Source organism: Hydrogenophaga sp. (genome assembly GCF_051860785.1).
GTDB lineage: Bacteria > Pseudomonadota > Gammaproteobacteria > Burkholderiales > Burkholderiaceae_C > Hydrogenophaga.
Genome location: NZ_JBIMLB010000002.1, coordinates 206,877 through 229,592 on the forward strand (window position 1 = coordinate 206,877; position 22,716 = coordinate 229,592).

The following is a 22,716-nucleotide window of genomic DNA, read 5'->3' on the forward strand; positions in this document are numbered from 1 at the left end:
TACCAGCCGGGTACCGAATCACGCAGTTGTTCCGGCTCGGCAGATGCACCCTTCACCCATGCCTTCAAGCGCTGCCCCACTGGCCATCACCATCGCCACCCGCGAAAGCCGGCTGGCCCTCTGGCAGGCCGAGCACGTCAAGGCGCTGCTCGAAGGTCTGGGCCACCGCGTGACGCTGCTGGGCATGACCACACTGGGCGACCAGATCCTGGATCGCAGCCTTTCCAAGGTGGGTGGCAAGGGCCTGTTCGTCAAGGAACTCGAAGTCGCTCTGGAGGAAGGCCGCGCCGACATCGCCGTGCATTCACTCAAGGACGTGCCCATGGAACTGCCCGCAGGCTTCGCTCTGGCCTGCGTGATGGAGCGCGAAGACCCGCGCGATGCCTGGGTGTCGCCACATTGCGCGGGGCTGGCAGACCTGCCTGCCAATGGCGTGGTGGGCACCTCCAGCCTGCGCCGCCTGGTGCTGCTGCGCGAGGCGCTTGAGCAGGCGGGCCGTGGCGACGTGCGCATCGAGCCGTTGCGTGGGAACCTCGACACCCGCCTGCGCAAGCTCGATGAAGGCCAGTACCACGCCATCGTGCTTGCCGCCGCCGGGCTCAAGCGCCTGGGCCTGGCGGCGCGCATTCGCCACATCTTCGAACCGGTCGAATCGCTGCCTGCGGCGGGGCAGGGCGCGCTGGGCATTGAGGTGCGCGCCGACCGCGCCGATCTGCTGGCCGCCCTGGCGCCGCTCGCGCACGCGCCCACCTGGCAGCGCGTGGCGGCCGAGCGCACCGTGTCACGCGCCATGGGCGGCAGTTGCTCGATGCCGCTGGCAGCGTATGCCGAATGGGATGCGGGCGGCCAGTTGCACCTGCAAGCGGCCTGGGGCGATCCTGATGGGCGCCAGGCGGTGGTGCGTGTGGCCGGCCAGGCAGCCGTGAATTCTCTGGCGGACGCCGAAGCGCTCGGGCAGCGCGTGGCCAGCGACCTGCGCGCGGCGGGTGCGAAGCCGCCCATGGCGGAGGTCTGACCCCTTGGCCACCACCCAACGCCCGACGGCCGACGCGCGTCGGATGGATCGACTCATCGTCACGCGCCCCGCGCCCGATGCACAGACCTGGGTGAATGCGTTGCGCGAACAGGGTTGGCCCGCGCATGCGCTGCCGTTGATCCGCATCGACGAGCCCGAAACACCGGACGGGCAGGAAAGCCTGCGCCACTGGCGTGCCCATTGGCCGCAGGCCAACGCCATCCTGTTCGTCAGCGGCGCGGCGGTGAACCATTTTTTTGCGCAGCGCGTGGCGTCGCCACCGGCCGACCTGAAGACCCGCTTCTGGGCACCGGGTCCGGGCACAGCACGCCTGCTGACGCAAGCTCTTGGCCCGCTGGGCATCGACACAGGGTGCATCGATTCTCCGCTGGCCGACGCCGAACAGTTCGACTCCGAGCACCTGTGGCCTCGGGTGGTCTCGCAGGTGGGACCCGATCGCCTGGTGCTGATCGTTCGCGGCGCATCACCAGGACATGACGTTTTGCCGGATCGGAGCGAAGTCGCTGGCAGCGGGCGCGACTGGCTCATCCAGCAATGCCTCGCGCTGGGTGCGCGGGTGGAAGGCTGCGTGGCGTATGTGCGGCACCCGCCGGTGCTGAATCAGGCCGATGCGGCGTTGATCCACTCTGCCGTTGAACCCGGCAGCGCCTGGCTTTTCAGCAGTTCCGAAGCCCTTCGCACCCTGCGCGCCTTGCGGCCCACCTCCAACTGGTCGCTGGCCAGCGCACTGGTCACGCATCCCCGGATTGCTGATGCCGCCCGAGAGGCCGGTTTCGGTCACGTGCTTGTGACACGGCCAGCAATTGGCGATGTGATGCGCACCCTAGAATCGGTGTGGTACCGACCATGAGCGCATCTTCCTCCGACTACCCCACCCCCACGCCAGCAGAACCTGCTGTCGCCCATCCCCCTGCGCCCGCAGCGGCGCCTTCCGCAGCGCCGCGCGCCGGCCGAGGCCTCGCCCTGCTGGGGCTGACGCTGGCGGTGCTGGCGCTCGTGCTCGGCGGCCTGCTCTGGCAGAAATTCAACCTGACCCAGCAGGAAATGGCGCGCCGCGCACAGGATTCCGCCACCCTGGCGGGTGATGCGCGCCGCTACGCCGAGCAGGCCGAAGCGCTCACGCAGGAACTGCAGGCCCGGCTCGCGGTGGCCGAGCTGCGGCTTTCCGAGGTGAGCCTGCAGCGCAGCCAGCTCGAAGAACTCATGCTCTCGCTTTCGCGCTCGCGCGACGACAACCTGGTGCAGGATCTGGAGTCGGCGGTGCGGCTGGCCCAGCAGCACGCCCAGCTCACCGGCAGCGCGCAACCCCTTATCTCTGCCCTGCAGGCGGCCGACCAGCGCATTGCACGCGCTGCCCAGCCGCGCCTGAACCCGGTGCAGCGCGCCATTGCTCGCGACATCGAACGCATTCGGGGCGCTGCCCTGGCCGACATCCCTTCGCTCGTGCAGCAGCTTGATGAACTGGCCCGCCAGATCGACGACTGGCCGCTGCTCAACCAGGTCGGTCCCGGCCACCCGGTGACGGTGCCCAGGACCAAGGCCCGCAAGCCCCCTGCGCCTGTGGCTGCGCCCGCGTCGGCTCCGGTCGAGCCGGCGCTGGAAGGCCGTTCAACGGAGGCCGCCGCAGAAGACGGCGCGCCGGTGGGTTGGGGTGAACGCCTGTCCGGCTGGTGGGCGGGCTTGTGGGAGCGCATCGTGGCCGACGTGTCGCGCAGCAGCCGCGAGCTGGTTCGCGTGAGCCGCATCGATCGGCCCGAGGCCATCCTGCTTGCACCCGACCAGGCGCTCTTCCTGCGCGAGAACCTCAAGCTCAAGCTCCTCAATGCGCGGCTTGGCCTGCTGGCTCGCCACATGCGTTCCACCCAGGCCGATCTGATCGCGGTGGAATCGGCGCTGGGGCGCTACTTCGACACCTCGGCGGCGCCCATTGCCCAAGCCCAGAGCACCTTGGCCAGGTTGCGCAAGGAGCTCGTGGAGAGCGATCTGCCGCGCCCTGAAGAAACGCTGGCGGCGCTGAACGCGGCCGCGGGAGGCCGCTGATGGCGGCCCGCTTCGGTGGCGCCATGCGCAGCGTGTTCTGGCTGCTCGGTCTGGCGGCCCTGGCGGTGGCGCTCGCGCTGCTGGTGGGCCACAACAACGCCACGCTCACGCTGTTCTGGTCGCCCTACCGGTTCGACGTTTCCTTCAATTTCGCCATCTTCTGCCTGATCGTCGGCTTCGTGCTCCTGTACGTGGCCATGCGCGCCTTCGCAATGCTGCGCGACTTGCCGGCCCAGGCGCAGCGCTGGCGCAGCCAGCAGGTCGAGCGCGTGGTGGTGGGCCACGTGATGGATGCGCTGTCGCACCAGCTCGCCGGGCGTTTCGTGCGCGCCCAGTCGGCGGCGCAGCAGGCGGTGGACCAACTGCGTTCCGTGCCGGCGGGTCAATGGCCCAGGCGCGACCAGATGCAGTTGCTTGCGCACCTGCTGGTCGCCGAGAGTGCGCAATCCCTTCAGAACCGCGAACGCCGCGACGAGAACCTGCAGGCTGCGCTCAGCCCCAAGCTCGCTCGCAGTGCGCCCGATGCCCACGAAGGCGTGTTGTTGCGCGCAGTGCGTTGGGCAATAGAAGACCGCGATGGAGACGCTGCACGCACCCGCCTCGCCGAACTTCCTCAAGGTGCGGCGCGGCGCATCGTCGCGCTGCGCCTGAAGCTGCGCATTGCGCGCTTGGGTGGCGCATCCGGGGAGGCCCTGGAAACCGCGCGCCTGCTGGCCAAGCACCGCGCCTTTTCCCCCGAGGCCTCGCGCAGCATCGTGCGAGGGCTGGCACTTGATGCCCTGAGCGAGGCACACGATCTCGCCCAGCTCGATGCGTTCTGGAACGGTCTGGATGCCGATGAGCGCACCATGCCCGAACTTGCGCTGGCCGCGGCCCGGCGTGCGAACCAGCTCGCAGTGAGTGTGCGTGCCGAGGGTGGCGAGCAGGATCGGATGGCCGCCTCGCAGCGCGTGCGTGCCTGGCTGGACCCGCTGTGGCCGACGTTCGACACACTGGATCCGGTCCAGCAACGCCAATGGGTCATGGCCCTGGAGCCGGGCCTGGACCAGCTCGACGCGCAGGGGCTGGCGCAACTGGAACAACTGCAGCGTCAGATCCCGCAAAACGCCAACCTGCAGTACCTGGCCGGACAGGCCTGCCTGCGTCGGCAGCTCTGGGGCAAGGCAGCCCAGATGCTGGGCCAGGCCAGCCACAGCCTGCGCGACCCGGCCCTGCTGCGCCGCACGTGGCGGGGTCTTGCGCAACTGGCGGAAGAACGCGGCGACGAAGCCGCTGCCCAGGCGGCGTGGAAGCAGGCCGCAACGCTGGACTGACTCCCCCCTGCGCCGCTGCGCGGCTTCCCCCCTCTCTGGCGCGCCTGCGGCGCTTGGAGGGGGGACGATGCCTGTGGCCCGGCGAAGCCGGTTCCACGGCATCTCTGGACGCTGACACGCGCTTCGGAGAGAAGGGTTGCTCATCAAGAGACAGCGAGGGTCCGGCTCCGCCGGCCCCAGCTGTCGTCCCCCCTCCAAGCGCCGCAGGCGCGCCAGAGAGGGGGGAAGCCGCGTCAGCGGCGCAGGGGGGAGTTCTCTCTACCCTTCAAACGGCAGCGTCATGTTGCGCAGGTCCTTGCGCGTTTCCACCAGCACCAGCGGACCTTCGTCGATCACCACCGGCGGGCGGGGCTCGCGCGGCACGTGAATCGGCTTGGGCTCGGCGGCGATGGCGGCCTGCGCCTGGGCAACTTTCTGCGCGTCGGAGTTGACCCATTCCAGACCACTGGCCTGGGCCACCTGCTGGAGGTCGTCGATCGAGAGCACGTAGGCCTGTACCTTGGGAAGCGTGCGCGCAGCAGGCGCTTGGGCAACGGGCGCGGCCACAGGCGCCGGACGTGCAGGCGCTGGCGGCCGGGGCGCTGGCTGGGGCGCCACCTCGACAGGAGCGGCCACTTCCACGGGCGGCACGGGGGTGACGACCGGTGCCGCAGATTCTGCGGGCGCAGCGGCTTGCGTGGCGGGTGCATTCAGATTCACCGGCGCAGCGTCCGGCGTGGGTACGCTGAAATAGCTGCGCATCGGGGCCTCGTACGCGGCAGCCTCGGCTTCGTCGGCTGGTGAGCTGTAAGCCATCGGTTGCGTCACCGGGGCGTCCGGATCGGCCTCTGCTTGCGCTTCCGCTTCGCGGGGTGCGCGCTCGCGGCGGTCACGGCCGTAGCGATCGCGGTTGCGGTTGCGGCCACTGCGCGGCGTGCCAGCTTCTCCTTCGCCTTCACGGGGCGCAGTTTCGGCAGCGGCGTCTGCGCCGGTTTCGTTGGCGGCAACGTCAGCGGCTTCGGGTCGAGCGGTGCCTTCCTGAGCCTGCTCACCACCCTGGCGGCGGCGGTTGTCTCCGCGCGGACGGCGCTCGCGGCGCTGTCCTTCGGCCTGCTCGGCCACCTGGCCATCACCGGCTGGGGCGCCCAAAGGCAACGCAGCAGCGGCGACGGCACCACCAGCTTCCACCGGTGCGGCATCGCGACGGCCCTCGCCGCGACCTTCGCGGCGGTTGCGGCCTTCGCCGCGGTTGTCGTTGCGCCCTTCGGCACGGCCCTCGCCCCGTGGTTCGCCGCGTCGGCCTTCGCCACGTCCTTCGCCACGACCCTCGTTGCGTCCTTCCACTCGGCCTTCGGCACGGCCTTCCACCGGGCGGCCTTCGCCACCACGGCCGTTGTTGCGATTGCCTTCACGGCCTTCACGGCCTTCGCGCGAGCCACGGCCCTCAGCGCCGTTGCGGCCACCGCGACCCCGGCCATCACGACCACCTTCACGGCGACCATCGGCACGTTCTTCGCGTGCACCGGTCTTGCCGGGAGCTGGCGGCACCACGATCGGCGTTGCGGGTTTGGCTGCTGCCGGTTCGGCACCGAACAGGCTCTTGAGCCAGCCGAAGAAGCCCTTCTCGGCCGGTGCTGGGGCGGGTGCCACCGGTGCCGGCCTGGCCACCACGGGGGCGGCGGCGGCCACTGGCGCAGCAGCGGCCTCGGGGCGCGGTGCGGCCACGGGTGCCGGGCCATCGGGCAGCACGCCCTTGATCACCGGTTCCTGCTTGTTGGTGCGCTCCTGGCTGCGGCGCGTGAAGCTGGCCACGTCGTCCACTTCCTCGGCCATCTTGTAGCTCGCGTCCAGGTTGTCCAGGCGCGGGTCGTCGTGCTTGAGACGCTCGAGCTTGTAGTTGGGCGTGTCGAGCGACTTGTTGGGCACCAGCAGCACGCTGATGCGCTGCTTGAGTTCGATCTTTGTGATCTCGGTGCGCTTCTCGTTGAGCAGGAAGCTGGCCACTTCGACCGGCACCTGCACGAGCACGGCGGCCGTGCTGTCCTTGAGAGACTCTTCCTGGATGATGCGCAGGATCTGCAGCGCCGAGCTCTCGGTGTCGCGGATGTGGCCGGAACCACCGCAACGCGGGCAGGGGATGGAGGCACCTTCGTTGAGCGCGGGTTTCAGACGCTGGCGGCTCATTTCGAGCAGGCCGAACTTGCTGATGGCACCGAACTGCACACGGGCACGATCCTGGCGCAGCGCGTCACGCAGGCGGTTTTCCACTTCGCGGCGGTTCTTCGACTCTTCCATGTCGATGAAGTCGATCACGATCAGGCCGCCGAGGTCGCGCAGGCGGGCCTGGCGCGCCACTTCGTCGGCGGCTTCCAGGTTGGTGCGGGTCGCGGTCTCCTCGATGTCGCCGCCCTTGATGGCGCGTGCCGAGTTCACGTCCACCGCCACCAGCGCTTCGGTCTGGTCGATCACGATGGCGCCGCCCGACGGCAGATTGACCACGCGGCTGTACGCGGTCTCGATCTGGTGCTCGATCTGGAAGCGCGAGAACAGCGGTGCGTCGTCGCGGTAGCGCTTCACGCGGTGCCCGTGCTCGGGCATCACGTGGCTCATGAACTGGTGAGCCTGTTCGAAGATGTCGTCGGTGTCGATCAGGATCTCACCTATGTCGCTGTTGAAGTAGTCGCGGATCGCACGGATCACCAGGCTCGACTCCTGGTAGATCAGGAAAGCGCCCTTGGCGCCCTTGGTCGCACCATCAATGGCGTTCCAGAGCTTGAGCAGGTAGTTCAAATCCCACTGCAGCTCGGCGGCGTCGCGGCCGATGCCGGCGGTGCGCGCGATGATGCTCATGCCGTTGGGGTATTCGAGCTGGTCCAGGGCCTGCTTGAGTTCCTGGCGGTCTTCGCCTTCGATGCGGCGGCTCACGCCACCACCGCGCGGGTTGTTGGGCATGAGCACCACGTAGCGGCCGGCCAGGCTGACGAAAGTGGTGAGGGCAGCGCCCTTGTTGCCGCGTTCTTCCTTCTCCACCTGCACCAGCAGTTCCTGGCCTTCGCGGATCACATCGTTGATGCGTGCCTGGTTGACCGAGACACCGGCGGTGAAGTACTGGCGCGAGATTTCCTTGAAAGGCAGGAAGCCATGGCGCTCCTCGCCGTAGTCAACGAAACAGGCCTCCAAAGAGGGCTCCACCCGGGTGACCACGGCCTTGTAGATGTTGCCCTTGCGCTGTTCGCGCCCTTCGATTTCGATTTCGTAGTCGAGCAGTTTCTGCCCGTCCACAATCGCCAGCCGGCGCTCTTCGGCCTGCGTGGCGTTGATCAACATGCGTTTCATGATGCGTTTTCCTTCGTTCCAGCACAACAGCGCTCGGCCCATCGGGCCAAAGCGCCAACTCGCCGTGAACCAGCGGGAAAAGCGAACGAGGAAGGAATTGCCGGAGAGCCGTTGACCCGCGGTTCGCGGGAGGCGTTCAACACAGGCGGGCACCGGGGTGCCGCGCGTCGAACCGCCAGGTCAGGGCGTAGGCGCGTGGAGTTGGGTGAACAGGGATGGCTCGATGGCTGTCAGCGACATGGATCTGGCCGGTCTCACTCTGGTTTCACTTGTGTCCTCACCCAGCCTCATTCCGGGGCTGGGCGATTGGGGTATTCCGTATTCGGGTTCGCGTTTTCTTCAGCGGATTCGCCCGCAGCTTCAACCGATCCGGTGCCTCACCTGAATTCACGCTGCAATGCGTCAGGCAGAGGCGCCAGACCCGGGTGCTGAGGGTGGCAACCAACCCGTGTCTGGCCTCTTGCCCGGCAAGATCAGGCCTCTGCCCAGGGTGACTGGCTTAAACTCAAAGCAAATCAATCACTTACGGCACACGACGGGTGTGGCGCATTATAGTCAGCTCCCCGCCCTTTGTGGTGGCCTAATTCCGCACCATGTCCAGCCAGCCGCCGTCCGCGGAAGTCCGACAGATCACGGTCGACGAAGAGTCGGCCGGTCAGCGTCTGGACAATTTCCTCATTCGCATGCTCAAGGGTGTGCCCAAATCGCACATCTACCGGATCATCCGGTCGGGTGAAGTGCGCCGCAACAAGGGGCGCGTGGGGGCCGATGACCGGGTCGCGGCTGGCGATGTGCTGCGCATTCCGCCGATTCGACTTTCCGGGCGTGCCGAGGAAAAAGCCGCCAATCCGGCGCCACCGCGCGAGTTTCCCCTGATCCACGAGGACGAGGCCTTTCTGGTCATTGACAAACCCGCTGGCGTGGCCGTGCATGGCGGCAGCGGCGTGAGTTTTGGCGTGATCGAGCAAATCCGCCAGGCGCGCCCGCAAGCCCGCTTCCTTGAATTGGTCCACCGGCTCGACCGTGAAACCAGCGGCCTCCTGTTGATTGCCAAGAAAAAAAGTGCGCTCAAGGCATTGCAGGACCAATTCCGCGAGCGGACGACCGGCAAGACCTATCTGGCGCTGGTCAAGGGCGCCTGGCCGGCGCGGTTGAAGGTGCTCGACCAGCCGTTGCACAAGTTCCTGCTGCCCGACGGTGAACGGCGCGTGAAGGTGACCAGCCGCGAAGACCCGGAGGGCATGCGCTCCGTGACGCTGGTGAAGGTGGCCTCGCGGCTGCAGGCACCGCACGAGCTTTCGAGCTCCTCGCCCGAGGGGTTCACGCTGCTGGAAGTCACCATCAAGACCGGCCGCACCCACCAGATCCGGGTGCACCTGGCCAGTGCCGGGCACCCGATTGCTGGCGATGAAAAATACGGCGATTTCGAACTCAATCGCCTATTGCAACGCTCGGGATTGAAGCGCATGTTTCTCCACGCGTGGCGTCTGGCATTGACGCACCCCCTCACGTCGGCTCCCATTGAGTTACAAACTGAATTGCCTGCGGAACTCCAAAACTGGGTGACATCCCAGAAATCTCATTAAAATTGCACCCGCATCGTTGGGATGCAATAAATAATTCCGGCAAAGATCTTCGAATAAAAGGATATCCAAAATGGCAACCTATTCCGAACTGATGGCGCAAGCCCAGAACCTGATGGCGCAGGCCGAGCAGGCCCGCAAGAATGAAATCTCTTCCGTGATTGCCGACATCAAGGCCAAGATGAAGCAATTCGGCATTACCACTGCCGATCTGGGTGGCAGCACAGGCGGTGGCAAGAAGGCCGGCAAATCCAAGTCGGGGGCCCCCGCCAAGTACCGCGGCCCCAACGGCGAACTCTGGGCCGGTGGCCCGGGCCGCAAGCCCGAGTGGGTGCGCACCGTGCTTGCTTCGGGCAAGAGCCTGGACAGTTACCTCATCTGAAGCCATCTTTCTCTGAGGTACAAGGCCCGCCTCTGGCGGGCCTTGTCTTTGGTAACCTCAACGGAATGTTTCGAATTCTTGTCGTCTGCATGGGCAACATCTGCCGATCGCCCATGGCCGAGAGCGTGATGCGCGCCGATCTGGCTCGCCTGCAACTCCTGCACGCGGTGGAGGTGGATTCGGCCGGGACCTATGCGGGTCGTCAGGGTGAGAAGCCCGATGCCCGCGCCATCGAACTGGCCAGGACGCGCGGCTATCTGCAGATCGAGCAGCAGCGTGCCCGGCGTGTCAACGCAGAAGACTTCGAGTCCTCCGACCTGATCCTGGCCATGGACCGGCTGAACCTGAGTCGCCTCGAGCGGCAATGCCCGCCCGCGCACCGACACAAACTCCATCTGTTCCTGTCTTACGCCGGCATCGACGAGCCAGAGGAAGTGCCTGACCCGTACTACGGGAACATGGACGGCTTCTCGGTGGTGCTGACTTTGTGCGAGCGGGGCAGCCAGGGCGTGCTCCAGCGCGTAGCGCGGGAGCACGCAGCCCCTGGCGTCACTGCCAGATGATCTTCTTGCCCGACGTTTCCCACGCGTCGTAGTTCTTCGCGTACAGGTCTTCGATGCGGTTGCGCTTGACTTTGAAGGTGGGCGTGATGATGTCGTTGTCCACCGTCCACGCGGTGGTGACGACCACCAGGCATTGAAGCTGCTCGTGCGGGTCGAGCGTGCGGTTGATGTCCTTGAGGTGAGCCGCCAATGAGACTTCCAGCTCGGTGCGGGCACCGGCATCTGCCACGCGCGCCACCGCGTCGGCGTTGAGCATCACGATGCCCAGCGGCTGACCGAGATTGGCACCTGTGACCACGCAGGCCTCCACGGCATCGTGCATGACCAGCTTGTCTTCGATCGGTGCGGGCGCCACATACTTGCCCTTGCCGGTCTTGAAGAGGTCCTTGACGCGGCCGGTGATGCGAAGCAGGCCTTGCGCATCGATGCTGCCCTTGTCACCCGTCTTGAGCCAGCCGTCTGCGGTGAAGCACTCGCGGCTCTTCTCGGGCTCCTTGTAGTAGCCCAGCATCAGCGCCTGGCTGAGCATCTGCACCTCGCCCGTTTCCGGATCCAGGCGCTGCTGCACGCCTTCGTACACCGGACCCACCGTGCCTTGCTGGTTCTTGCCGGGTTCGGTGATGTGGGAGAGCGCCAGGTTCTCCGTCATGCCGTAACCTTCGTTGATGTGCAGGCCCAGCTTGCTGTACCACTGCAGCAACGCAATCGGCATCGGTGCGGCACCACCGGCGGCGAACTTGCACTGATCCAGGCCCAGGGCCTTCATCACCTTCCTGCGCACGATGCTTCCAAGGATGGGAATGCCGAGCAGGCGGTTGAGCTTCGCCGGCGGCATCTTGTGATGAATGCCTTGCTGGAACTTGACCCACAGGCGCGGCACCGAGAAGAAGATGGTGGGGCGGGCGCGCTGCAGGTCGGCGGTGAAGGTGTCGAGCGATTCGGCGAAGTACACGTGCATGCCCGTGCGCAACCAGCCATGTTCCACCAGCATGCGCTCGACCACGTGAGCCAATGGCAGGTAGGACAGCATGCGGTCTTCGCCCGACATGGGGATGCGCTTGAGGCCGGCGTCCAGCGCCCAGGCGAAATTACCGAAGCTGTGCATCACCCCCTTGGGCATGCCCGTGGTGCCGGACGTGTAGATGAGCGTGGCGAGGTCGTTGCCGTCGCGCACCGGCTGGCCTTGCAGCGGTGCATTGCGCGCACAGATGGCGTCCCAGCTTTCGTAGCTGCGAATCGCGTCATCGGGAGAGAGCGCGTAGCTGATGCAAGGCATGCCGGCCGGCACGCCAGGCTTCATGCCTTCCCAGCCATCCAGCTTGCCCACGAAACAGGCCTTGGACTCGCTGTGCGTGAGGATCTGGCGGATCGTCTCGGGCGCGAGCGTGGGATAGAGCGGCACCGACACGTAGCCAGCCATCCAGATCGCCAGGTCGCTCATCATCCACCAGGCGCAGTTCTTCGAAAGGATGGCCACCTTGGCACCGGGTTCCCAGCCCTGCGACTGCAGGTGGGTGGCCATGCGGCGCACCTGTTCGCCGATCTGGCCCCAGGTGAAGTCCTGCACCGCGCCGCCACCCATGGGTTGCGTGAGGGCCACGCGGTTGGGGGCGGTTTTTTCCCAGTGGTAAAGGCGCTGAAGGGCCAGCAGTTCAGGTGCGACTTGGCTCATGTGATCTGTCTCCGCTTTGAATTGGAAAGCGCGAATCTAACCCGCTCGGGCTCTCCTGTTTAGAGGGGTTTACCTGCAAGGCCGGCCCGGTGGGTCAGTCGACGAAGCGCACCGAGAGGCCGTCGAGTGATGACGAGAAACGGGCAGACCAGTGCTCGCCCGGCTGCACGGGCCAGGCGTCGGTCCAGGTGCCAGTGGTGACCACGTCGCCTGCTTGCAGTTCCGGTGCACCGGGGCAGGCGCGCAGGGTGCTGACGAAATCGAGCAGGGCGCGCAAGGGGCTGTCGAGCACGTTGGCGCCCAGGCCCTGGTCCACCTGTTGCTCGCCCAGGTGCAGCGACACGCTTGCGCGAGCCAGCAACGCATCCAGCGCGAGTGCGCTGTCGGCCAGTTCGCGCACCGGCGTGCGCCGGCCCACCAGCAGACGCACGTGCAGCGCACCGTCGGCCACGGTGTCGGCTGGCAGGAACTTCCAGTCCGGCAGATGCGACTGCACCACCTCGAACCCTGGCGCGACCCAATCGATGGCTTCGAACAACCGGTCCAGCGTGGCATCGGGCGCTGGTGGGGCTTTCATGCCAAACACGGTTTCAGGCTCCAGGCGCGGCTGGCAGGTGCGTGCGAGCGACACGGTGCCTTCGCCTTCGCACAGCGTGAGCGTGGTGTTCCACACGGTGCCCCAGATGGGCGCAAACACGTTGTAGCGCGGCCAGATGGTGCGGTTGGTGAAGCCCACCTTGAAGCCGCGCGGTTGCTCGCCACGAGCCATGCGCAATTGCCGCACCTCCAGTTGCCGTGCGTACGCCTCATCCAGGCCGAAGTGGGGGTCCTTGGTGAGCGGGGCAGGCCAGAGTCGGCCCTGGTCCAGGTGATCGAGCAGGGTTTGAGGCGTCATGGTTCACATGATATTCAGGCGTCGCCTTTCGCCCGTCCGAACAGCCGGTGCACCTGGGCGCGGATCCATTGGTGCGCGGGATCGCGCGCTGTGCTCTCGTGCCATACCAGGCGCACTTCGTAGGTGGGTGCAGCGGCGCGTGGAAGTTCCCAGACGCGCAGATCTCGGCGCTGGCCCAGGTTGGCGGCGTACATCTGCGGAACGATGGTCAGCAGGTCGGTGTTGAGCGCGAGCTCGGGCAAGGCGCCGAAGTGGCGCGCGCGCAGCACGATGCGCTCGGACAGTTTCATGCGCAACAGCATCTTCTCCACGCTGCCGTGGAAAGTGGCGGTGGGCGAGGCCACCACGAGCGAGGCCTCGGAGAGCTGGCGTGCGCTCAGTGTGCGGCCCACCTTGCCGGAGTGGGGCCGCCAGTCGGTCGAGGTCAGTGCCACGTAGTGCTCGCGAAACAGGAGGTCGGAGCGCACCCCCCGGTGGCGGGGTTGCAGGATGCCGATGGCGAAGTCGATGTCGCGAGATTCGAGCGCGGCGGGCACGTCTTCGGCTGCCACCGAGACGTTGGTGAGGTGCGCCTGTGGCGCTTGCTGGCGCAGCGTGGCGGCCAGCTCCGGCAGGAACATGATCTCTCCCAGGTCCGACAGCGAGAGGCGCCAGCGCATCTCGGTGTGTGCGGGGTCGAATTCATCGCGCACCATCACGGCGCCTTCCAGCAGTTGCAGTTGCACCTGCACCTCGGGTGCCAGGCGTTCGCACAGGCGCGTGGGCTTGAGTCCGCGGGGCGAGCGCACGAACAGATCGTCCTGGAAGTATTCGCGCAGCCGCGCCAGCGCGTTGCTGGTGGCGGGCTGCGACAGCGAGAGTGCCTTGCCAGCGGCCGTGACCGACCCGTTGCGGTGGATGGCCACGAGCACGCGCAGGAGGTTCAGATCGAGCTGCCGGAAGTTCATGTGAGGCCCTGGAACGGTTCTAAGGGTTGTCCCGAATTATCGGTTTCATGAATGTGCCACATCCGATCAATCCATTGGTCAGATGGTGATGCCTCCCCTAAATTCCTGTCCACAACGACAGGAGACCCACGATTGGAACGTTCATTCCACAGCGAGATTGAGGCGCTGAAGCTCGGCAGCGGCCAGACCTTCCATGGTGAAGGCATTCTGGCCGTGACCAAGGCCCTGTTGCAGTCGGGCGTGACCTACGTGGGCGGCTACCAGGGCTCGCCGATCTCGCACCTGCTCGACGTGATGGTGCAGGCCAAGCCCTATATGGACGAACTCGGCGTGCACGTGGAAGCCTGCACCAACGAGAGCTCGGCGGCGGCGATGCTGGCCGCGTCCATCATGTACCCGGTGCGCGGCGCCGTGACGTGGAAGTCGGTGGTGGGCACCAATGTGGCGTCCGATGCACTCTCCAACCTGGCGTCGCCCGGCGTGATGGGCGGCGCGCTCATCGTGGTGGGCGAAGACTATGGCGAGGGTGCCAGCGTGATCCAGGAACGCACGCACGCCTTTGCGCTCAAGTCGGCGCTCTGGCTCATGGACCCGCGCCCCAACCTGCCCACCATCGTGCGCATGGTCGAGAAGGCGTTCGAGCTCTCCGAGGCCTCAAGCACGCCGGTGATGATGGAGTTGCGCATCCGCGCCTGCCACGTGCAGGGCAGCTTCGTCGCCAGCGACAACATCGCACCCGCCATCTCCAGCCGCCTGCTGCAACAGGAAGCCGCTTCCTTCAGCTACGACCGGCTTTCGCATCCGCCCTCCACCTTCCGGCACGAGAAGCACAAGTACGAAGTGCGCATGCCCGCCGCGCGCCAGTTCATCGCCGAGGCGGAACTCAACGAGCTGTTCGACGGCCAGCATGCGGACGTCGGCCTCATCGTGCAGGGGGGCCTCTACAACACCACCATCCGTGCCTTGCAGCAAGCCGGCCTGGCCGACGCGAGTGGCGAGACCCGCTTGCCCATGCTGGTGCTCAACGTGGTTTATCCGCTGGTGCCCGAGCAGATTGCCGCGTTCGCCGCCGGCAAGCGCGCGGTGCTGGTGATCGAAGAGGGCCAGCCCGAGTTCATCGAGCAGGAGATTGCCACGCTGCTGCGCCGCGCCGATCTGCAGACGCACCTGCACGGCAAGGACCTGCTGCCCATGGGTGGAGAGTACACGGCTGAAATCCTGCTCAAGGGCCTCGCCGAATTCGTGGATCGTCATGTGCCGGCGGTGGACACGTCGGCAGCGAAGGCCTTCAGCACGGATCTGGTGGAGGTGCGTCAGCGCGCGCTGGCCGAACTGGGTGGCGGCGTGCCCGCGCGGCCACCGAACTTCTGCACCGGCTGTCCCGAGCGTCCCGTGTTCGCGGCGCTCAAGCTGGTGGAACGCGATGTCGGCAAGCTGCACATCTCCACCGACATCGGCTGCCACTCCTTCGCCACCTTCGAACCGTTCTCGTTCGGCAACTCCATCCTCGGCTACGGCATGAGCATGGCGTCCAGCGCGGCGGTGAAGAACTTCTCTGCCAAGCGGCCGATTGCGATCATGGGCGACGGTGGCTTCTGGCACAACGGCCTGCTCTCGGGCGTGAGCTCGACCCTGCTCAACCAGGGCGATGGCGTGCTGGTGATCATGAAGAACGGCTACACCTCGGCCACTGGCACGCAGGAAACCATGTCTTCGCCGATGTCGGAAGCCAAGCGGGTGGCCGAAGGTTCCAGCGCCACGGCCGACGAGATGACGATCGAAAACACGCTCAAGGGCATGGGCGTGAAGTGGGTGAAGACGGTGCACAACTACCGCGTCTCGAAAGTGCGGGATCTGCTGAAGGACGCCGTGAACTCGCCCTTCATGGGCCTGAAGGTGGTGATCGCCGAGGGCGAATGCCAGCTGGAGCGTCAGCGCCGCCTGAAACCCATTCGTGCGCGCCGCCTGAAGGAAGGCCTGCGCAGCGTGCGCACGCGCTATGGCGTGGACGAGGACACCTGCACCGGCGACCACTCGTGCATCCGCCTCTCGGGCTGTCCCACGCTGACCGTGAAGCCTTCGAGCGATCCGCTGCGTCGCGAACCGGTGGCGCACGTCACCAACGGCTGCGTGGGCTGCGGCCTGTGTGGCGAAGTGGCCGATGCGGCCGTGCTCTGCCCGTCGTTCCACAAGATCGAGATCGTCACCCACCCGAGCTGGTGGGACCGCCTCACCGACCGTTTCAACCGCTTCTTCATCGGCCTGTTGCAGCCGGCCTGATCCATGACGACGACATCACAAGACAAGGCCTACGGCATCCTGATCGCCGCACTCGGTGGCGAGGGCGGCGGTGTGCTGGCCGACTGGCTGGTGCAGTGCGCCCGCATCCAGGGCCTGCCGGTGCAGGCCACCTCGGTGCCCGGCGTGGCGCAACGCACCGGCGCTACCAGTTACTACATCGAGCTGCTGCGCGAGCCGCTGGCCGAAGGCGCTTCGCCCGTGTTCGGTCTCACGCCCGTGGCCGGGCGCGTGGACGTGGTCGTGGCCAGCGAGTTGCTGGAGGCCGCGCGCATGGTCGAACGCGGTTTCGTCACCGGCCGCACGACGCTGCTGGCGTCCACGCACCGGGTCTACACCACGCTGGAAAAAATGCACATGGCCGATGGCCGGCAGGACCCGCAGCGCCTCGCCGCGGCGGCGCGCGCGCTGGCACGTCAGACCGTGCTGTTCGACATGGAAGCGGTCACCGTGAAGGCCGGTACCGTGATCTCGGCCGTGATGTTCGGTGCACTCGCCGGTGCCGGCGTGCTGCCCTGGCCCCGCGCAGTGTGTGAAGAGGTGATCCGCGCGTCGGGCAAGGGTGTGCAGGCCAGTCTGGCGGGGTTTGGTGCGGCGTTCGACGAAGCGCAGCAGCCTTCCGGCTCGGTGGACGTGGTCGCGCCCGATGCCTTGCAGGTGCTGGCCGGCGCCGGCTTGCCCAACCGCGTGCGCGAGGCTTGGGTCGGGCGCATGCCAGCGTGGCCATCGGCGGTGCAGTTGCTGGCTGCGCACGGGGCGCTGCGTTGCCGCGACTACCAGAACGACACTTATGCAGACACCTTCCTCGATCACGTGCGGGCACTGGTGGCCGCATCCCCACCGAGCGCCAGCGATGCGCTGGAAGAAGCCGTGCGGCACCTCGCCTTGTGGATGTGCTTCGAGGACGTGATTCGCGTGGCCGACCTCAAGACGCGGCGCAGCCGCTACGCCCGCGTGGCCAGCGAGGCGCAGGCCCGTGACGGCGATATCGTGCGCGTGACCGAACACTTCAAGCCCGGCATCGACGAGGTGGCCGCTGTGCTGCCGCGTTCGATGGGCGAGGGCCTCATGAAGCTGGCGCAGCGCCGCGGCTGGCTGGGCAAGGCCCATGTGAGCCTGCACATTCGCTCCACCAGCCTCTGGGGTTACCTCATGCTGCGCAGCCTGGCGCGTTTGCGCCCGCTGCGCCCGCGTTCGCTGCGTTTTGCGCAGGAGCACGAGACGCTGACTGTGTGGCTCGGCGCGATGCGCCAGGTGTTGCCGCAGTCGCCCGCGTTGGCCCGGGTGCTCGCCGGCTTGCCACAGGTGCTCAAGGGCTACGGCGACACACAGTCGCGTGGACGCCTGAACTATGCGCGGCTGTGGACGACACACGTGGCACCCACCCTCGCGGGCACGCTCGATGTCGCCACGGCCGCCAGCGCGCTGCGCGACGCGCTCAAGGCCACGCTGGCCGATCCCGAAGGCAGGCTCAACACCGCGCACCGGCCAACCGCCGGTGGCAGCCAACCCGTGTTCTGGGCCGAACGGCCTCGGCGCGACAAACCCGTCACCCCCGCCGCATGAGCGCACGCCGCCTGCGAATTTTCTTAGAAGACCTCAACCAGGAGACAGACATGAAAAAAATCTTCCACCCCTCCCTTCGCGCGGTCGCCGTGGCGGCCCTGTTGCTGGGCGCTGCAGGTGCGCAGGCGCAGGACAAGGCGGTCGAACTCAAGTTCGCCCATTGGCTGCCGGCCTCGCACCCGCTGGCCAAGCTCGGCTTCGAGCCCTGGGCCAAGTCGGTCGAGGCGGCCTCCAAGGGTTCGATCAAGGTGGCCCTGTTTCCCGCACAGCAGCTCGGCAAGGCCGCCGACCACTACGACATGGCGCGCGACGGCATCGCCGACATGACCTGGGTGAACCCGGGTTACCAGGCCGGCCGCTTCCCGCTGGTGGCCGCCGGTGAACTGCCCTTCCTGATCGCCAAGCCAGGCCCTGGCTCCGCTGCGCTTGACCAGTGGTATCGCAAGTACGCCACCACCGAAATGAAGGACGTCAAGTTCTGCTTTGCGCACGTGCACGTGGGCACCTTCCACTCCAAGAAGCCGATCACGGAACCGGGTCAGCTCAAGGGCATGAAGATCCGCTCGGCCAACGGCACCGTGGCGCAGACCATGTCGCTGCTGGGCGCGACCAACGTGCAGGTGTCGGCGCCGGAGTCGCGCGATGCATTGGAAAAGGGCCTGGCCGATGCCATCACCTTCCCCTGGAATTCCATCGTCACCTTCGGCATCGACAAGGCGGTGAAGTTCCACAGCGACATGCGGCTCTACACCTCGGACTTCGTCTGGGTCATGAACAAGGGCTGGTACGACAAGCTGGCCGCCGGCCAGAAGAAGGTCATCGATGACCACTGCAACAACGAGTGGGCCGGCAAGGTGGGTGGTGCCTGGGGCGACGAGGAAGACTCGGGCCAGGCGAAGCTGGAGAAGACCGCCGGCCACACCATCGTGCCGATCTCGGCAGCACAACTCGACGTGTGGAAGAAGGCGGTGGAGCCGGTGTACACCCAATGGGTGAAGGCCGCCGATGGCGCGGGCGTGCCCGGCCAGGCCGCGCTGGATGAGCTGCGCAAGGAACTGGCGGCGCGCAAGGCCTCCAACTGATGAAGCGGTTGTTCTCGGCCATCGAGACGATGGCCGCGCTCACCCTGCTGCTGGTGGCGGTGCTGACGGCGGGCAACGTGCTGGTGCGCTACGCATTCAGCACGCAGATCCCCGACTGGTTCGATGGCTCGCAGATGCTCCAGGGCATTGCCATGTTCTGGGGCATTGCGCTGGCCACCTACTACGGCACGCACATCGGCGTGGACATCGTGTGGGAGCACCTCAAGCCCGCCGGCCAGCGCCGCGTGGATCTGGTGGCCACCACCATCACGGCGGCCTTCATGGTGCCACTGGCGTGGATGGTTTGGGTGAAAGTGGCGGGCACGGGCAGCCAGGGCACCATGGACCTGCGGCTGCCGCTGCAATGGTTCTACAGCGTCGCCGCGGTGGGTGCCACGGTGGCCGCGGTGCTGGCGCTGGTGCGGCTGGTGCACCTGTGGCAGGGCCGTGCGGCCGCGCCCGAACCGCTGGAAGACGACGTGCCGGGAGCCGCCCATGGATCGTGATGTCGTGGCCTTGCTGGGCTTCGTGGCCATGTTTGGCCTCATGGCGGTTCGCGTGCCCATCGGCATCGCCATGGGCATTGCCGGCGTGGGCGGTTTTGCGCTGCTCTCGGGCACCAAACCGGCGTTGAACCTGCTGGCCAATGTGCCGCTGTCGGTGCTCACCGACTACAACCTCAGCGTGATCCCGATGTTCATCCTGATGGGCGCCTTCGCCTCGCATTCGGGCATGAGCACCGAGCTGTTCAAGGCGGGGCGGGCATGGCTGGGGCACCGCCGGGGTGGGCTGGCACTCGCGTCCATCGCGGCCTGCGGTGGCTTCTCGGCCATCAACGGCTCCTCGGTGGCCACCGCCGCCACCATGACGCAGGTGGCCTTGCCCGAGATGCGCCGCGCGGGCTATCACCCCGGTTTCGCGTCCGGGCTCATCGCGGCCGGCGGCACGCTGGGCATCATGATCCCGCCTTCGGTGATCCTGGTGCTCTACGGCATCATGACCGAGACCGACATCACCAAGCTGTTCGCCGCCGGCATCATCCCCGGCCTCATGGCCATCGGCTTCTACAGCGTGGTGGTGGCCATCGTCGCCCGTCTGCGGCCAGACACCATGCCCAGTGGCGAGCGCATGGACTGGCGGCAACGTTTTGTCTCGCTGCGTCCGCTGTGGGCCGTGGTGGTGCTGTTCCTGTTCGTGCTGGGTGGCATCTACGGTGGCATCTTCACGGTGCAGGAGGCCGCCGGAGTGGGTGCCATCGGCACGCTGCTCATCGGCATGCTGCGCCGGCGCCTGGGCTGGCGGCAGATCAAGGCTGCGCTCATCGGTGCGTTGCGCGTGTCCTCGGCCATCATGATGATCGTCGTGGGGGCCTACCTGTTCGGCTACTTCCTCACCATCACCCAGTTCACGCAGAACGCGGTCGAATTCCTGGTGCACCTGCCAGTGGGACCTTATGGCGTGCTCGCGCTCATCATGGTCGGCTACCTGATCCTGGGCGCGGTGATGGACGAACTCGCCATGATCCTGCTCACCGTGCCCATCGTGTTCCCGGCCATGATGCAGCTCGGCTTCGACCCGGTGTGGTTCGGCGTGATCGTGGTGATGGCGGTGACCTTCGGCATGATCTGCCCGCCCGTGGGCATGAACGTGTTCGTGATCAACTCGATCGCGCGCGACGTGCCGCTGGGTACCATCTACAAGGGCACCATGCCCTTTATCGCGGTGGATGTGCTGCGCCTGCTGATCCTCTGCGCCTTTCCTGCGATTTCGCTGTGGCTGCCCGGGTTCATCGAATAGGGATGCGGCGTTATGCTGCGTCCCATGAACACCCCATCTCTCGAACTGCTTGAACTCGTGAGCGGCGGCGATCCGGCCGCCGCGCCGGTGGCCTCCATCATCGTGCTGCACGGCCTGGGGGCCGATGGCAACGACTTCGTGCCCATCGCGCGGGAGCTTGACCTCGATGACATCGGTCCCGTGCGCTTCGTGTTCCCGAGCGCGCCGGTGCGCCCGGTCTCGCTCAACGGCGGCTACCGCATGCGCGCGTGGTACGACATCTTTCCTCCGCCGAGCCAGCCTGGCGCGCAGCGGCCCGAAGACGAGGCGGGCTTGCGCGAAGCCAGTGCGCTGGTTCAGGGGCTGCTGGATCGCGAAGCCACGCGCGGCGTGCCGGCTGCCCGCACAGTGCTCATGGGCTTTTCGCAAGGCTGCGCCATGACGCTCATGGCCGGCCTGCGCGCGCCGCAGCGCCTGGCGGGTCTGGTGGGACTCTCGGGTTACCTGCCGCTGGCCGACACCACCGCGGCCGAGCGCAGCGACGCGAACCGCGATGTGCCCATCTTCCTGGCGCACGGCGAACACGACCCTATGGTGGTGCTCGACCGCGGCGTGGCCACGCGCGACGTGCTGCAGTCGCTCGGGTACGACGTGGACTGGCACACCTACCCGATGGAGCACTCGGTGTGTGCCCAAGAAGTGGAAGATCTGAATGGGTGGTTGCTGCGCGTGCTGGCTCAGCCCGGCTGAAACAGCCGCAGGAAGCGTTCGTCTCCCGCATACGCGATGTTCACGCGCATGCGTGGGCGTTCGGAGTGGCGGTCCGGAAAGAACACCGAACCCGGTGAAATGAAAATGCCCTGGGCGGCGGCACGGCGCACCAGATCGATTTCCGACTCGCCCTCGGGCAACTCCGCCCACGCGTAGTAGCCCCCGGTGTAGCGCGACAACAGCCGCAATCCGACGCGCTCCATGGCCGGAATCGAAAGGCGTTGCGCCGACTCCAGCCGCGCCTTCAGGCGCGCGAGGTGCCGACGGTACTGGCCGCCATCGATGAGCTGGCTGACCACGCGCTCCACGAAGTCCGAGGTGGAGACCAGCGTCACCATCTTGAGGTCGCACAGGTCGTTGATGGTCGCGCTGCGTCCCGCAATGAAGCCCACGCGCAGGCCGGCCGAGAGCGTCTTCGAGAAGCTGCTCACGTAGATCACCCGGTCGAGCTGGTCCAGCGCCGAAAGGCGCGGCGCGCTGGCGGGCATGAGGTCGGCAAACGGATCGTCTTCGACGATCTGCAGGTCGTGCTGCGCGGCGAGCTGCAGCAAGCGGTGCGCCTTGGCCAGCGAAAGCGAACCGCCTGTGGGGTTGTGCGCCAGGGACTGCGTGAAGAACACCTTGGGCCGGTGCGCGGCGGCCAGGGTGTTCAGTGCCTCCAGGTCCGGCCCATCGACCAGGCGCGGCACGCCCACCATTTCCACCTTGGCCAGCTTGAGTTTGCCGAACAGCGGGTAGTAGCCGGGCGAGTCCACCAGCACCACGTCGCCCGGCTGCAGCAACTGACGCACGATGAGGTCGAGCGCGTGGTTGGCGCCCTGGGTCAGCAGCACCTGTCGTGCATCGGCCTGAATGGCGCGCTCGTGCAGCAGCCGCGCAATCGTCTGGCGCAACGGCAGGTAGCCCGACGGCGTGCCGTAGCCGTGCTCAAGCTGGTTCCAGGTGCTGGAGCGCACGCCGCGCAGGTGGCGGCCGAGTTCCGATCCTTCCATCCATGAGGCGGGCGGCCGGCCGTCGCCCACGCGCACTTCGTAGTGCTGCTCGAGCTGCTCGCGCAGCAGCGAGACCACGTCCACCGCTTCGCTCAGGTGGGCGGCCGGTGCTTGCGTTCGCGGGCCGGTGGCCTTGCGCGCGAAGTAGCCTGAGCCCGGGCGCGATTCCGCATAGCCGCGTGCGATGAGGCGGTTGTAGGCCTCCACCACGGTGTTGCGCGAGAGGGCTTCCTTGTCGGCGCAGTCGCGCACGGAGCGCAACCGCGTGCCTGCCGGCAGCAGGCCATGGTCGATGGCGGACGCAATGCGCTTGACCAGTGCCTCCACCTTGGTGTCCGGTGAGGCGTTGTCGTCGGTGGAGGTGGGGATCTCGTGCACGGCGCTGTCTCCATGTATCGATGGGTACGGTTTGTTCTTCCGTCACCAAACTGTACCCTTTGATTGGGATGTCCGTCGATACACTTTGCCCGACGTTGCCCCAGCCG

18 protein-coding genes are annotated in these 22,716 nt (G+C 66.8%); 13 read left to right on the top strand and 5 right to left on the bottom strand.

Features of this window, described 5'->3' with window-relative positions:
* Nucleotides 1-58 precede the first annotated feature (58 nt).
* The 4 genes from hemC to ACTIF6_RS04050 are packed head-to-tail and all read left to right on the top strand — an operon-like array spanning nucleotide 59 to nucleotide 4,389.
* Nucleotides 59-1,015, top strand: a complete 957-nt coding sequence (hemC, locus tag ACTIF6_RS04035) for a hydroxymethylbilane synthase (RefSeq protein ID WP_439586720.1) — start codon at nucleotides 59-61, stop codon at nucleotides 1,013-1,015.
* Between the two features lie 4 nt (nucleotides 1,016-1,019).
* Entirely contained in the window at nucleotides 1,020-1,886 is an 867-nt protein-coding gene (locus ACTIF6_RS04040; protein ID WP_439586721.1) for a uroporphyrinogen-III synthase, read from the top strand.
* Nucleotides 1,883-3,076: a uroporphyrinogen-III C-methyltransferase gene (locus ACTIF6_RS04045; RefSeq protein ID WP_439586722.1), complete on the top strand. Its 1,194-nt coding sequence runs from the start codon at nucleotides 1,883-1,885 to the stop codon at nucleotides 3,074-3,076. The genes ACTIF6_RS04040 and ACTIF6_RS04045 overlap by 4 nt, the downstream gene beginning before the upstream one ends.
* Complete coding sequence (locus tag ACTIF6_RS04050; protein ID WP_439586723.1) at nucleotides 3,076-4,389, top strand: heme biosynthesis protein HemY; 1,314 nt, start codon at nucleotides 3,076-3,078, stop codon at nucleotides 4,387-4,389. The genes ACTIF6_RS04045 and ACTIF6_RS04050 overlap by 1 nt, the downstream gene beginning before the upstream one ends.
* Nucleotides 4,390-4,647: 258 nt before the next feature.
* Here the strand turns inward: ACTIF6_RS04050 and ACTIF6_RS04055 are convergent, their stop codons facing one another.
* Nucleotides 4,648-7,704: an Rne/Rng family ribonuclease gene (locus ACTIF6_RS04055; protein ID WP_439586724.1), complete on the bottom strand. Its 3,057-nt coding sequence runs from the start codon at nucleotides 7,702-7,704 to the stop codon at nucleotides 4,648-4,650.
* 593 nt (nucleotides 7,705-8,297) lie between these two features.
* Between ACTIF6_RS04055 and ACTIF6_RS04060 the strand changes: the two genes are divergently transcribed.
* The 3 genes from ACTIF6_RS04060 to ACTIF6_RS04070 all read left to right on the top strand — a co-directional run bounded on the left by ACTIF6_RS04060 (nucleotide 8,298) and on the right by ACTIF6_RS04070 (nucleotide 10,232).
* Nucleotides 8,298-9,290, top strand: a complete 993-nt coding sequence (locus ACTIF6_RS04060) for an RluA family pseudouridine synthase (RefSeq protein ID WP_439586725.1) — start codon at nucleotides 8,298-8,300, stop codon at nucleotides 9,288-9,290.
* A 70-nt stretch (nucleotides 9,291-9,360) separates the two neighbouring features.
* Nucleotides 9,361-9,669 (top strand): H-NS histone family protein, encoded by a 309-nt coding sequence (locus ACTIF6_RS04065; RefSeq protein ID WP_439586726.1) that lies wholly within the window; start codon nucleotides 9,361-9,363, stop codon nucleotides 9,667-9,669.
* 65 nt (nucleotides 9,670-9,734) lie between these two features.
* The gene (locus tag ACTIF6_RS04070) at nucleotides 9,735-10,232 is read left to right on the top strand and encodes a low molecular weight protein-tyrosine-phosphatase (protein WP_439586727.1); all 498 of its coding nucleotides are present in this window, start codon (nucleotides 9,735-9,737) and stop codon (nucleotides 10,230-10,232) included.
* On the opposite strand, the gene ACTIF6_RS04075 is transcribed toward ACTIF6_RS04070, so the two are convergent.
* From ACTIF6_RS04075 to ACTIF6_RS04085, 3 genes are all read right to left on the bottom strand, one after another.
* The gene (locus ACTIF6_RS04075) at nucleotides 10,219-11,904 is read right to left on the bottom strand and encodes an AMP-binding protein (RefSeq protein ID WP_439586728.1); all 1,686 of its coding nucleotides are present in this window, start codon (nucleotides 11,902-11,904) and stop codon (nucleotides 10,219-10,221) included. The two genes, ACTIF6_RS04070 and ACTIF6_RS04075, sit on opposite strands and share 14 nt — an antisense overlap.
* A 94-nt stretch (nucleotides 11,905-11,998) precedes the next feature.
* Nucleotides 11,999-12,799: a 2-keto-4-pentenoate hydratase gene (locus ACTIF6_RS04080; RefSeq protein WP_439586729.1), complete on the bottom strand. Its 801-nt coding sequence runs from the start codon at nucleotides 12,797-12,799 to the stop codon at nucleotides 11,999-12,001.
* Nucleotides 12,800-12,813: 14 nt separating this feature from the next.
* Nucleotides 12,814-13,746 (bottom strand): LysR family transcriptional regulator, encoded by a 933-nt coding sequence (locus ACTIF6_RS04085; protein WP_439586730.1) that lies wholly within the window; start codon nucleotides 13,744-13,746, stop codon nucleotides 12,814-12,816.
* A 132-nt stretch (nucleotides 13,747-13,878) separates the two neighbouring features.
* On the opposite strand from ACTIF6_RS04085, the gene ACTIF6_RS04090 reads away from it, so the two are divergent.
* The 6 genes from ACTIF6_RS04090 to ACTIF6_RS04115 are packed head-to-tail and all read left to right on the top strand — an operon-like array spanning nucleotide 13,879 to nucleotide 21,218.
* Entirely contained in the window at nucleotides 13,879-16,026 is a 2,148-nt protein-coding gene (locus ACTIF6_RS04090) for a thiamine pyrophosphate-dependent enzyme (RefSeq protein ID WP_439586731.1), read from the top strand.
* A gap of 3 nt (nucleotides 16,027-16,029) precedes the next feature.
* The gene (locus tag ACTIF6_RS04095; protein ID WP_439586732.1) at nucleotides 16,030-17,610 is read left to right on the top strand and encodes an indolepyruvate oxidoreductase subunit beta family protein; all 1,581 of its coding nucleotides are present in this window, start codon (nucleotides 16,030-16,032) and stop codon (nucleotides 17,608-17,610) included.
* Between the two features lie 50 nt (nucleotides 17,611-17,660).
* Nucleotides 17,661-18,692 (top strand): TRAP transporter substrate-binding protein, encoded by a 1,032-nt coding sequence (locus ACTIF6_RS04100; protein ID WP_439586733.1) that lies wholly within the window; start codon nucleotides 17,661-17,663, stop codon nucleotides 18,690-18,692.
* Nucleotides 18,692-19,198, top strand: coding sequence for a TRAP transporter small permease (locus ACTIF6_RS04105; RefSeq protein WP_439586734.1), 507 nt, complete (start codon nucleotides 18,692-18,694; stop codon nucleotides 19,196-19,198). The genes ACTIF6_RS04100 and ACTIF6_RS04105 overlap by 1 nt, the downstream gene beginning before the upstream one ends.
* Complete coding sequence (locus ACTIF6_RS04110) at nucleotides 19,188-20,489, top strand: TRAP transporter large permease (RefSeq protein ID WP_439586735.1); 1,302 nt, start codon at nucleotides 19,188-19,190, stop codon at nucleotides 20,487-20,489. The genes ACTIF6_RS04105 and ACTIF6_RS04110 overlap by 11 nt, the downstream gene beginning before the upstream one ends.
* Before the next feature lie 24 nt (nucleotides 20,490-20,513).
* Complete coding sequence (locus tag ACTIF6_RS04115) at nucleotides 20,514-21,218, top strand: alpha/beta hydrolase (RefSeq protein ID WP_439586736.1); 705 nt, start codon at nucleotides 20,514-20,516, stop codon at nucleotides 21,216-21,218.
* On the opposite strand, the gene ACTIF6_RS04120 is transcribed toward ACTIF6_RS04115, so the two are convergent.
* The gene (locus tag ACTIF6_RS04120; RefSeq protein WP_439586737.1) at nucleotides 21,206-22,609 is read right to left on the bottom strand and encodes a PLP-dependent aminotransferase family protein; all 1,404 of its coding nucleotides are present in this window, start codon (nucleotides 22,607-22,609) and stop codon (nucleotides 21,206-21,208) included. The genes ACTIF6_RS04115 and ACTIF6_RS04120 overlap by 13 nt on opposite strands.
* Nucleotides 22,610-22,716 lie beyond the last annotated feature (107 nt).